Source organism: Haladaptatus salinisoli, assembly GCF_020614375.1.
Taxonomy (GTDB): Archaea; Halobacteriota; Halobacteria; order Halobacteriales; family Haladaptataceae; genus Haladaptatus; species Haladaptatus salinisoli.
Window position 1 is genome coordinate 144,207 of record NZ_CP085327.1, and the last position, 11,488, is coordinate 155,694.

General features: G+C 62.9%; 13 protein-coding genes. 8 read left to right on the forward strand and 5 right to left on the reverse strand.

Annotated elements, in window-relative coordinates; all coding sequences use genetic code 11:
* Nucleotides 1-52: 52 nt before the first annotated feature.
* Nucleotides 53-814 carry a helix-turn-helix transcriptional regulator gene (locus LIX00_RS00815; protein ID WP_227354293.1) on the reverse strand — a complete coding sequence of 254 codons (762 nt, stop codon included), beginning with the start codon at nt 812-814 and terminating at the stop codon, nt 53-55.
* 105 nt (nt 815-919) lie between these two features.
* On the opposite strand from LIX00_RS00815, the gene LIX00_RS00820 reads away from it, so the two are divergent.
* Nucleotides 920-1,867, forward strand: coding sequence for an FKBP-type peptidyl-prolyl cis-trans isomerase (locus LIX00_RS00820; protein ID WP_227354294.1), 948 nt, complete (start codon nt 920-922; stop codon nt 1,865-1,867).
* 42 nt (nt 1,868-1,909) lie between these two features.
* Complete coding sequence (locus LIX00_RS00825; RefSeq protein ID WP_227354295.1) at nt 1,910-2,512, forward strand: hypothetical protein; 603 nt, start codon at nt 1,910-1,912, stop codon at nt 2,510-2,512.
* Nucleotides 2,513-2,570: 58 nt separating this feature from the next.
* On the opposite strand, the gene LIX00_RS00830 is transcribed toward LIX00_RS00825, so the two are convergent.
* The 3 genes from LIX00_RS00830 to pyrB all read right to left on the reverse strand — a co-directional run bounded on the left by LIX00_RS00830 (nt 2,571) and on the right by pyrB (nt 4,694).
* Nucleotides 2,571-3,248: a hypothetical protein gene (locus LIX00_RS00830; RefSeq protein ID WP_227354296.1), complete on the reverse strand. Its 678-nt coding sequence runs from the start codon at nt 3,246-3,248 to the stop codon at nt 2,571-2,573.
* Between the two features lie 76 nt (nt 3,249-3,324).
* The gene (gene pyrI, locus LIX00_RS00835) at nt 3,325-3,786 is read right to left on the reverse strand and encodes an aspartate carbamoyltransferase regulatory subunit (RefSeq protein ID WP_227354297.1); all 462 of its coding nucleotides are present in this window, start codon (nt 3,784-3,786) and stop codon (nt 3,325-3,327) included.
* Nucleotides 3,783-4,694, reverse strand: coding sequence for an aspartate carbamoyltransferase (pyrB, locus tag LIX00_RS00840; RefSeq protein ID WP_227354298.1), 912 nt, complete (start codon nt 4,692-4,694; stop codon nt 3,783-3,785). The genes pyrI and pyrB overlap by 4 nt, the downstream gene beginning before the upstream one ends.
* An 82-nt stretch (nt 4,695-4,776) precedes the next feature.
* Between pyrB and LIX00_RS00845 the strand changes: the two genes are divergently transcribed.
* Both LIX00_RS00845 and LIX00_RS00850 read left to right on the forward strand, forming a co-directional pair.
* A complete protein-coding gene (locus LIX00_RS00845) occupies nt 4,777-5,415 on the forward strand; it encodes a MinD/ParA family ATP-binding protein (protein WP_227354299.1) in 639 nt (212 codons plus the stop codon).
* Nucleotides 5,416-5,438: 23 nt separating this feature from the next.
* On the forward strand, nt 5,439-6,062 hold the full coding sequence (locus tag LIX00_RS00850) for an RAD55 family ATPase (RefSeq protein WP_227354300.1): 624 nt from the start codon (nt 5,439-5,441) through the stop codon (nt 6,060-6,062).
* A 36-nt stretch (nt 6,063-6,098) separates the two neighbouring features.
* Here LIX00_RS00850 and aglJ read toward each other — a convergent pair whose 3' ends face one another.
* Entirely contained in the window at nt 6,099-7,010 is a 912-nt protein-coding gene (gene aglJ, locus LIX00_RS00855) for an S-layer glycoprotein N-glycosyltransferase AglJ (RefSeq protein WP_227354301.1), read from the reverse strand.
* A gap of 106 nt (nt 7,011-7,116) precedes the next feature.
* Between aglJ and LIX00_RS00860 the strand changes: the two genes are divergently transcribed.
* The 4 genes from LIX00_RS00860 (at nt 7,117) to LIX00_RS00875 (ending at nt 11,471) form a co-directional block, all read left to right on the forward strand.
* Complete coding sequence (locus LIX00_RS00860; RefSeq protein ID WP_227354302.1) at nt 7,117-8,259, forward strand: glycosyltransferase; 1,143 nt, start codon at nt 7,117-7,119, stop codon at nt 8,257-8,259.
* A 97-nt stretch (nt 8,260-8,356) separates the two neighbouring features.
* The gene (locus LIX00_RS00865; RefSeq protein WP_227354303.1) at nt 8,357-9,478 is read left to right on the forward strand and encodes a glycosyltransferase; all 1,122 of its coding nucleotides are present in this window, start codon (nt 8,357-8,359) and stop codon (nt 9,476-9,478) included.
* Nucleotides 9,475-10,158, forward strand: coding sequence for a glycosyltransferase family 2 protein (locus LIX00_RS00870; protein ID WP_227354304.1), 684 nt, complete (start codon nt 9,475-9,477; stop codon nt 10,156-10,158). Before LIX00_RS00865 ends, LIX00_RS00870 begins: the two co-directional genes overlap by 4 nt.
* Nucleotides 10,155-11,471 carry a sulfatase-like hydrolase/transferase gene (locus tag LIX00_RS00875; RefSeq protein ID WP_227354305.1) on the forward strand — a complete coding sequence of 439 codons (1,317 nt, stop codon included), beginning with the start codon at nt 10,155-10,157 and terminating at the stop codon, nt 11,469-11,471. Before LIX00_RS00870 ends, LIX00_RS00875 begins: the two co-directional genes overlap by 4 nt.
* Nucleotides 11,472-11,488: the final 17 nt, after the last annotated feature.

Here is an 11,488-nt window from a genome sequence, read left to right on the forward strand (position 1 = left end):
CGAATGATTCGACACGGTTTATCACCTTCGGAACTCGCCGACGGGGGCGGCGTCAGATGGGCCGCGCATCGTCTCGATAGCGGCGGTACAGCGTCTCGGCCCAGTCCAGAAAGTCGCGGTCGTCGCACTCCACGAGCGCCCTGAGCTGTCCGTCGTCGTCGTACGCGCCCGCGAGCGCCCAGTCGTCCCCGAGCGTCAGTCCGAGTCCGACCGCTCCGTCGTACCGCCGGATGTCGATGGCCTGCTTGACCGTTCGAAATTCGAGCGGGTTGCGCGACCGCGCGATTTCGATCCGCTCCGCGGGCATGACGAGTTCCGTTTCGACGCCGGAGAGGACGAGTTCGGCGTGGGCGTCGTGGTAGAGTCGACTCAGGACGGGCGCGAGCATTCGAACCGAGCGCGTTCGACGCTCGCGCAGTCGGCGCACGTAGCGGCTCACCGGTGCCTGCGGTTGCTCCGGCGACGCGGCGACGAGCGTCGCGCCGCGCAGCCACTCCGGGTCCGGCGCGTGCGCCGGGTCTGGGAGGTGTCGGAAGAAGGGGTCGTACTCCGCGAGCGTCGCCATCGTCTCGACGTACTCCCCGTGGGTTCGAGCGACGAGGTCGCCGCTGGTGGTGAGGGCGTACTTCCCGTTCCGCTTTCGAACCCAGCCGCGGTCGGCGAACTCCGAGAGGTTGCGCTGGACGCTTCGGTGCGACGCGTCGAGAGCGTCCGCCACGTCGCGCGGGGAGCCGGGGTGCTCCCGGAGGTGGACGAGCAGGCGCAGGCGCTCCGACGACCCGGCGAGAAACGCGACGGATTCGGGCGCGTCCATCGGGGGAAACTACTCGGAGCGGCGACGTAAATCCCCCTCTTCGCGCGAACTCGCTCTCGCGGTCGAAACGTGATTCTTAAGGGGCGAACGGGTGTCGTTTCGTGTATGAGTGACGAACAAGAGGCGGAAGTAGCCGAGGAAGAAGAGACGGAATCGCAAGACGGACTGCAGGAAGGCGACTTCATCAGCCTCGATTACACCGCACGCACGGTCGAGGACGACGACCTCGTGGACACGACCAGCGCGGACGTCGCGGAGGAGGAGGGCGTCGAAGCGGAGGGTCGCGAGTTCGGCCCGCGCACCATCGTCCTCGGCGCGGGACACATCTTCGAACCCGTCGAGGAGGACATCTACGGTAAGGAAGCCGGCGACGAGGGCACCGTCACCGTCGAGCAGGCGTTCGGCGAGTACGACAACGAGCAGGTTCGCACGGTGAGCGCCGACAAGATTTCGGAGGACGACCGCTACCCCGGGGCGCGCGTCAACGTCGACGGCCAGCAGGGCCACGTCGAGACCATCATCGGCGGTCGCGCGCGCGTGGACTTCAACCACCCGCTCGCCGGCGAGGACCTGGAGTACGAGTACGAAATCGTCGAGGAGGTCGAGGACGCGGACGAGAAGGCGAAGGGCCTGTTCTCGATGTACATCGACGCCGACCTCGACATGTGGATTCAGACGGACGAAGTGGAGGAGGAAGTCGAGGACGAGGAGGGTGAAACCGAGACCGAGACGGTCGAGAAGGAGACGCTCTACATCGAGGCCACGCCGCAGCTGTCGATGAACCAGCAGTGGATGTTCCAGAAACAGCAGATCGCACAGGACGTCATCGACCGCCTCGACTTGGACCGCGTCATCGTCCAGGAGACCATCGAAGGCGGCGGCATGGGCGGCATGATGGGCGGTATGGGCGGCATGGGCATGGGCGACGCCGACATCGAAGAGGCGCTCGAAGACGTCGACGTCGACGAGGACGAGATCGTCGAGGAACTCGAAGCCGAAGGCGAAGACGAGGACGAAGCGGCGGCCGAGGACGCGGACGCGACCGAAGAGTAACCCGAACCGAACCGTTTTCTACGCGGTGGACGACTGTCGGGTGTGATACCCCCGACGCGACTCTTTCACCTCCACTTCAACACGCCCGACGTGAGCGGCGCCGAACGACGACTCGCGGAGCGCGGCCTACCGCTCTATCGCCGATTCGGCCGCGTCGACGGCGAGTTTCGCGCGCTCGACGCCGACGACCCGGTTCCGGACGACTTTCGCCTCCGCCTCCAGAACGCCCAACGGGGGTACGTGAACGTCACCCTCGCTCCTGGGCGACGACCGCGCTTCGACCACCTCGGCCTCTGTACGACCGCCTTCGACGCGCTCTGCGACCGCGCGACCGAGCGGGGCTGGTCGGTGCGCGACCGCGACGGGCGGCGGACGTTCGTGATGACGCCGTGGCGGTTCCGGGTCGAACTCCACCCCGACGGAAGCGACGTGGAGACGGACCTCGGCCCGTGGGAGGTCGCGCACTTCGAGCGCGTCGAACTCACCCTCCCCGACTCGGACGCGGACGACGAGTTCCGGGCCGTGTTCGGCGACGTGCCGGGGATCAGGATTCGGCGAGGTGACGACGTCGGCGCGCCGCGATTCCACCTCGCCGGGAGCGCGTTTCGGGACGGGACGCAGGTCGAGACCGACGCCGTGCTCTGACGCGTCGGCCTCCCCGACCGTTCGTTTCCGACCACCCCTTCCGACTAACCTCGTTCGACTACCCCGTCGAGTTCTCGGTGTCTATCTCGCCGACGTACCACTCTCCGACGCTGGCGTTCCGAATGACCGACCGCTCGACGGTTCCGTTCTCGATGACCACGTCCGGTCGCGGTTTCGAATCGGGATTCGTCACGGCGGGCGGGACGACCGACTCGTTCGCGGCTTCCTGCATCGTCGCGTTTTGCACCGACAGGTTCTGCACCACCAGCCGATCGAGCGCCGCGCCTTCGACGGTCACGTTCGCCAGCACGTGGCGCTCGATGACGCGGTCTTTCACGCCGGGGTCGAAGAGGTTGCCGCCGGGCACGTTCCAGATGGAGCGATTTCTGACGACGATTCGACTCGCGGTGACGTTCTTTAGCGTCCCGTTTTCGATTTCGAGTTCGGCGACGGAGACGTTCCGAAGGGTGACGTTCCGCTGGAGTTCTCCGTCGGTGCGAAGCCTGCGGACGAGCACGGAGTCGACCGTCGCGTTCTGCACCGTCACGTTCCGCAGCGCCCACGTTCTGACGGTCACGTTGTTGATGGACACCTTGTACTGGAGGGGTGAGAACTGCCCGAACTGCGGGCTCCCGTTCGCCGACGCCGCCGTTCCCCCGACGAGCGGTGTGACCCCCGAGAGCAGGAGAAGAAACGAGAGAACGACCGCGGTTCGCGGGCCGGTTTGCGTCCCCATACGCACAACAGTCACGAGGGACGGCATAAACCGGCGCGACCGTTTCCGTCGGTTCGTCGTGTTAGGCCGACGTTTCTCACTTCACGCTGATGTGTGCGGCGAGGTCGTCGCGGACGATGGTCTCGCAGTACTCGCAGCGGACGCCGTCCGCGAGCACCTCGAATTTCGACTCGACCGGTTCGCTCCCCGTCGTGATGCAGTTGCTGTTCGGACAGGAGAGGACGCCGACCACCCGCTCGGGGCGCTCCAACCGATGCTTTTCTGCCACTTCGTACTCGCGGATGATGTTGATGGTGGCGTCGGGCGCGATGAGCGAGAGCACGTCCACCTCGTTCTGGCTCAGTTCGCGCCCCTCGACTTTCACGATATCTTTGCGACCCATCCGGTCGCTCGGGACGTTCATCCCGACGCTGATGGCTTCGCCCTCGCTCCCGTCGATGCCGAGGATGGCGAGGACGTTGAGCGCCTGTCCGGCGCGGATGTGGTCGATGACGGTGCCGTTTCGAATCTTGCTGACGCGGAGTTCGTGTTCGCTCATCGTTCCTCCAGCATGGAATCGAGCAGTGCCATGCGCACCGGGACGCCGTTGTGCGCCTGTTCGAAGTACTTCGCGTGCGGCGTGTCGTCCACCTCGGCGGCTATCTCGTCGACGCGCGGCAGGGGGTGCATGACGGTCAGGTCGTCCGAGGCACCCGCCAGCGTGTCGAGGTCGATTTGATACTCGCCGGCGATTTCGCGGTACTCGTTCTCGTCGGGGAAGCGTTCGCGCTGGATGCGGGTGACGTAGAGCACGTCCAGATTCGGCAGCACGTCCTCGACGTCCGCGTGCTCGCGGACGTTCGCACCCGCCTCGTGGAGGTCGTAGCGAACGCTTCGGGGGAGTTTGAGGCTCGGCGGACTGACGAAGTGCTGTCGAGTGTCGAAGTTCGTCAGCGCGTGGGCGAGCGAGTGAACCGTGCGCCCGTACTTCAGGTCGCCCATGATACCGATGGTGAGGTCGTCGAGTCCCGCGTTCTCCCGAATCGTGTAGAGGTCGAGCAGGGTCTGGGTCGGGTGGTGACCCGCTCCGTCGCCCGCGTTGAGCAGGGGGACGTCCACGAAGTCGCTCACCATCTTCGCCGCCCCTTGGCTCGGGTGGCGCAACACGAGCGCGTCGGCGTAGCCTTCGACGACCCGCGCGGAGTCGGCGAGCGACTCGCCCTTCTTCACGCTCGACGATTCGACGGAGCCCATGTCCACGATGTCGCCGCCGAGGCGCTTGATGGCGGTCTCGAAGCTCATCTTCGTGCGGGTGCTCGGCTCGTAGAACATCAGCCCGAGCAGTTTCCCCGCGTGTCGGTCCGCGAACGCCGCCGGGTCGGCGTCGATCTCGGCGGCTCGGTCGAGGACGCCCTCGATGTCGGCGCGCGAGAGTTGTTTCGTGTCGATGAGGTGGTCGTGCCGCATCGTTCGACAAGGGGGGAGCGCGCGTATTGAAAGGCACGGGTCGCCCCCGAAACTTAAATCGGATGACGCGACCACAGCCGCCATGCTCGCTATCGCCGGCGGAAAGGGCGGCTGCGGAAAGACGACCACGACGCTCGGGCTCGCGGCCGCGCTCGGCAGGGCTCGCCGGTCGGTGCTCGCCGCGGACGCCGACCTCGACATGCCCGACCTGCACCTGCTCGCGGACGTGGACGCCGATCCGAACCTCGCCGCCGTCGCGCGGGACGGCGCGGTCGAGGACGCCGCCCACCCGCCGCCCTCCCTCTCCGGCGTCGACTTCGTGCCCGCACCGCGGTCGTTCGGCGAGGCGGTCGACCTCCCCTCCGCGCTCTCCCGCCTCGGCGCGAACGCGGACCACGTTCTCGTGGACTGTCCCGCCGGGGCGGGGCCGGACGCCGCGACCCCGCTTCGAATCGCGGAGCACGCGCTGTTGGTGACGACGCTCGACCCGGCTTGTCTCCGCGACGCGGCCAAAACCGCCGCGATGGCGCGCGCGCTCGACGCGACCGTCGTCGGATGCGTCCTCGTCCGGACGACGCGCACCCCCGCGAGCGTCGAGCGACTGCTCGGCTGTCCCGCGCTGACGTCGGTTCCGGAGGTCGTCGCGCCGGTGCTCGCCGACGAGTCGGTCGCGCGGGCGTACGACCGACTCGCGTCGGCGGTCCTGACCAAACACTTATGAATGACGTCGGAGTTGTCACATTCATGTCAGGGCGGCTCTCGACCGGCATCCCGGTTCTCGACCGGGAACTCGACGGCGGAATCCCACCGGGGAGCACGGTGGCACTCTGTGCTCGACCGGCCAGCCAGTCGGAACTCCTGTTGACGGAGTTCACGGTCAGTCGTCCGACGCTGTACCTGACGACCGACCGCGACGAGGAGGCGGTCAGCGGGCGGTTCAGGCGCGCGCCCGGTCGCCGAACGCCCGAGGTGCGCTACGTTCCGGGCGACGCCCCGCTCGAACACGCCCGACGGTTGTTTCGACGACTGCCGGGGGGTTCGACGCTCGTCATCGACTCGATGAATCTGCTCGAACGGCAGGATTCGAGTCGCTACCGGAACTTCCTGCACGACCTCCAACAGCACGTCCGGGGGACGGACGGTCTCGCCGTGTTCCACTGCCTCGACGGGCGGAGCGTCCCCGACCGGCGCGACGTCACCGAACACGTCGCCGACGTGGTGTTTCAGCTTCGCACCGAAATCTCGGGCGACCGAGTGGAGAACCGGCTCGCGGTGCCGAAGTTTCGCGGCGGACGGGCGCTCCCCGAAACCATCAAACTCGAACTCACGGAGTCGGTGTCCATCGACATGAGTCGGGATATCGCGTGAAAAGACGCCGTAACACGACCGTCGAGAGAGATACCGCTACCGGCGCTCGTCTATCCGGCGCATCTGCTCTCTGTGGAGCGTGACGATCATATCGGAGAGCACGCCGAACATGAGCAACTGCACGCCGAAGATGATGGCGACGCCGGCGACGACCGCCAACACCTCGTGGGAGACGCGCGGCGGGATGAACCACTCGATGCCGACGTAGATGCCCAGTACGACCCCGAGGAGACCGCTCAACATCCCCATGCTCCCGAAGTAGAACAGGGGGTTGTTCGTCTTCGCCAACTGGTAGAGCGTCATGATGATGTCGCCCCCGTCCCAGATGGGGTGGAGGTTCGTCTCGGAGTCCTCCGGTCGCTCCTCGTACCGAATCGGGACGACGGTCGTCGGGACGCCGTGTTTCACGCACTCGACGGCGAGTTCGGTTTCGACGCCGAACCCGTCGGAGGTGAGGTACGCCCGTTCCGCGGATTGCAGGGAGAACGCGCGGTAGCCGCTCAGGATGTCCTGGAAGTCCTGCCCGTGGATGACCAGAAACGCGCGGTTGATGAGCCGATTCCCGAACTGGTTCAGTCGGGTCATCGACCCCTCGCCCATCTCGGCGAAGCGGTCGCCGATGACGTGTTCGTAGCCGTCGTCGAGGGGTTCGAGCATCCGCTCCGCGTCCTCGGGCGAGTAGGTGCCGTCCCCGTCGAGCATCAGGACGTACTCGGTTTCGATGTGGTCCAACCCCTCGCGGACGGCCTGGCCTTTCCCCACCCCGCTCTGCTCGATGACGCGAGCGCCGCGATCCGTGGCGATGTCGCGCGTCGCATCGTCGGAGTCACCGTCGACCACGAGGACGTTCGAGAAGCCTCGATCTCGGAACCCGGCGACGACTTCACCGATGGTCTCGGCTTCGTTCAGCGTCGGGATGAGCACGCACACGTCCTCGCGGTCGGGCATTGTCAGGCAAGTGGGTACCGAGGCGTTAAAAGCCCAACCTTTCGCCTCGCCCGCCGTCATCGACACAATCCATAAATGTTTAAAACAAAACGCCCAAGGGCCGGACATGAATCGGCTTGCGAAGGCTGCCGCGGTCGTCGTCGCGGCGGCCGCCCTTCCCTATCTCGCCTTTCTCGCCCTGTACGGACTCGTGCGCCCGGACGGTTCGCCCGCCGAAAAGCGGGATGCGGAGCCGACCGTGAGCGTCGTGCTGCCGACGTACAACGAGGCGGACATCATCGAGAAGAAATTGGACGACTTGCTCGAACTGGACTACCCGATGGAGAAGGTCGAACTCGTCGTCGTCGATTCGAGCGACGACGAGACGCCCGACCTGATTCGCGAGTACCTCGCCGAGCGCGAACATCCCGAACTGACCCTCATCGAGGAGGGCGAACGCCGCGGCCTCGCGGTCGCGCTCAACGACGCCTACGCCGCGGCGAACCACGAGATGGTGGTCAAGACCGACTGCGACTCGTTCGTGGCCGAGGACGCCCTTCGCGTCGCGGCGGCGAACCTCGCCGACCCCGACGTCGCGGCGGTCACCGGGCAGAACGCCGAGGTGCTCGGCGGGAGCGAGGTCGAGGCGGGATATCGCGGCGTGCAAGCCCACGTCCAGACGCTCGAATCGCATCTCGACTCGACGCTCATCTTCCACGGACCGTTCTCGGCGTTCGAGAACGACGCCATCGTCCCCATCGACCGCGATTCGCTGGCCGACGACACCGAACTCGCGCTGAAGATCCGGCGGAACGGGAAGCGAGTCGTCTTCGACCCGGCGATTCGGTACAGCGAGGCGTCCCACTCGGATTTCACGAAGCGTCGGTTGCAGAAAGACCGGCGAGGGATGGGACTGATTCGGTTGCTGGTGCGGCATCGAGATGCTTTGGGTCGGTACGGGAAGTACGGCGGGCTCGTGTTGCCGTTCAACTGGTGGTTCATGGTCGTCTCGCCGTGGCTGGTCGCGCTGGCGATCGGACTGCTGACGGGTGCCGCATTGGTCGCGGCCGGACCGTTCGGATTGGCGGTCCCCGCGGCGCTCTGGGCGTTCGTCCGGTTGGGCGGGAGCGACCGGTTGGGACCGCTACAGCCGGTGTACGCCGTCTTCGATACGCAAGTGTCGCTCTTTCGGGCGAGCGTTGAGCTGTTGCGGGGTGAAGGAGATGGAACGTGGGAGATAGACGAGGAGTTGCGGGAAGCGTTCGAATGAAACGAATTGTAGTGGAGTAGAACCAATCCTCGTTGCTATTCGGGGGAAGTGAGTGAGAACGCTTATGTATTTTAAGGAGTTTGCAAGGTCATAAGGAATGTCGGACAATCCACCCTCGGTCGCTATCCTCCACGACCGGTTTCCGCAGATTGGGGGTGGTGAGAAGTTCGCCATCGAGGCGGCACGCACGCTCGATGCGCCGATTTACACGATGTACGTCTATCCCGGTACGGAGATTCCAGATGACGTGCGCGTCATCCCCATCAAACAGGGGAAGTACGCACGAGGGTTATCGAAGCACGTCCTCGCGTGGAAGAACGAAGGGTCGAATCCGCTGGAAACGCTCTCCGTGGCGATGGACATGACCGACGCACATCCTGATCTCACCGAGTACGACGTGATCCTGGAGAGTGCCCCGCTGTCCAAACACTACGTCCCGACCGTCGACCAGACCATCGTCCACTATCCGCACAGTCCACCGCGATGGCTTTACGACCTCTACCGTGACCGAATGGCGTCGTTCGACTACCCCGGCGTTCGGTTCGCGTTGAAAACCTACGCGAAGTGGTGGCGCGCGCTCGACAAGGAGGCCAACGACTACGTCGATACGTTCGTCGCCAACAGCGAACTCATCCGCGACCGGATTCGGCGATACTACCATCGCGACGCGGAAGTGGTCTATCCACCCGTGACCGGCGACTGGCGCGACGAGGGTGACGACGGTTACTTCGTTACGTGGTCGCGACTCGCCCCCGAAAAACGAATGCCACTGCTCGCCGAGGCGTTCACCGAACTGGACGAACGCCTCGTCATCGCGGGCGATGGAGCCGACCGTCAAAAACTCGAACGCATCGCACGCGGCCACGACAATATCGAAGTGCGGGGATTCGTCGACGACATTGAATCGCTCGTCGCACGTTCGACGGCGGTCATCTACGCGCCGGTGCAAGAGGACTTCGGGCTCGTCGGAGCGGAGGCGTTAATGGCTGGAAAGCCGTTGCTCGGTGTTAACGAGGGATTCACCAAGTATCAGGTTAAGAAGGGAGTGACTGGCGAGTTATTTGAACCGACCGTAGAGTCGATTCGGGAAACTGTTCGGACGTTCGACGCAACGGACTACGATAGCGATATAATACTAGAGAATGCAGAGAGATATAGCTATGAAGCATTTCAGGAAGGGATTCGGACGGTTATTGATCACAACTTGAAACACGCATGACGGTTATGAAACCGATTTCCGCACAGAATCCAAAAATATCGGTGGTCATACCGACACTTCCGTCGAATAGCCACGATGAAGTCGTTGCGTGTCTCAAAGAACAAACGTTCGATTCGTACGAAGTACTAGTCGTAAACGATGTTGATCTAGATATCTGTGAAGCTCGAAATTCCGGTATTAAAGCTGCTTCTGGCGATATTGTAGCGCTTACGGATGATGACTGCCGGCCTGACCCAGAGTGGCTAAGGAACGTTTGGGACGAGTTTGACGCGAGTTCGAATCTTGTTTGTTTGGAAGGGGCAGTCCACGGCGGACGAACCTATAACGGAACTCGACGGTACGTGGGCTGTAATATTTCTTTCAACCGCGAAGCTGCGCTCGCAGTTGGTGGTTTTAATAGCGACTATGCAGGCTGGCGCGACGACACCGAATTCGGTTGGAGGATGGAACGAGATGCGGGGGGCTCGTGCCGGTACAGCCAACGAGTAAAGATTCACCATCCAGACCTTCCCCGTGCGGGTATGAACGAGGAGTTAGAGATGCAGCTAAAAAGGGAGTATCCCAACCGATATGAGAATATTCTTGTCCCTGATTCGATTATTGGGTCTATAAATGATTGGCTTTGGCGCCACGGATTCTGGGATATGATTGACAGCATCAGATACAACACCCAAAAATGACGAATATTGCACTGGTCGTTCTTGATACGCTTCGAAAGGACGCGTTCGATAGACACTTCGACTGGCACCCCGGACAACGATTCGAGGATGCGTGGAGTACGAGCCACTGGACCGTCCCGTCACACGGATCGCTGTTTACGGGGAAGTACGCGAGCGAGGTTGGCGTTTATCGGAATGCCGAGACCCTCGACTGTGACGAACCAGTCCTCGCTGAGCGGCTTCGGAATACGGGATACACGACACGGGCGTTCAGCGGGAACGTGAATATTTCACGGCAGTTCGACTTCGATCGCGGCTTCGACCACTTCGAAGGGAGCTGGCGACTCCGCGAGGTCGATCGGAATATGTTCGATTGGGACGGCTTCATCGCCAAGACGGAGGGAATGGGATTAAAGAGATTTCCGCTCGCTTTCTGGGAGTGTATTACGAGCGATTGCAACACGATTTCGTCGTTTCGATATGGTGCACTACTCAAGCTACGAGACTTGGGCTACGGGACGGATCACGTAGATGACGGTGCTCGTGACGCGCTTTCTCTCGTTCGGGAGACCAACTTTGGCGAGAAGGAATTTCTCTTCTTGAATTTGATGGAAGCACATTCACCGTACTCGGCCCCGGAGGAGTATCAGACCGTCGAACCCCCAGAAATCAGCGGGTTGAACGCGACGATCAACGAACCCGAACATGATGCGGATCGAATACGGAAGGCGTACGACGACGAAGTCAGATACCTCTCCGATATGTATCGAAAGATATTCGAGGAGCTTCGCGACGACTTCTCACTTGTCATTACCGTGAGCGATCACGGCGAGTTACTCGGCGAACACGGCGCTTGGGAACACATGTACGGAATCTACCCGGAACTAACTCACGTTCCGTTGTGCGTCTACGACGGTGAGGACAAAACGGAAACCCGAAGCGAAACCGTCAGTGTTCTCGACGTTCATCGAACAATTCTGAACGCCGCTGGCGTCGATTCTGAAAGCCGCGGTCGAGATTTAACCGAACCGATCGAAACCGGCGAGTTCCTCACCGAGTATCACGGAATCTCCGACCGGCACTATCACAAACTGAAGAACGATGGACACGCCGACATCGAACACTTCGATGATGAGCTTCGTGGAATCGCTACCGACGGGTACTACGGCCATGAAACGTTCGACGGTTTCGAAGAACACGGAGAACGAGTTCACTCGGATCCAAGAGAACGGCTCTCCCAACTCGTTGCCCGGCTCGACGTTCGGGAAACCCGCGATGACGTTGAACTTACCGACTCGATAAGACGACAGCTCGAAGATCTCGGATACGCGTGAACGGCGGCGGACGACCA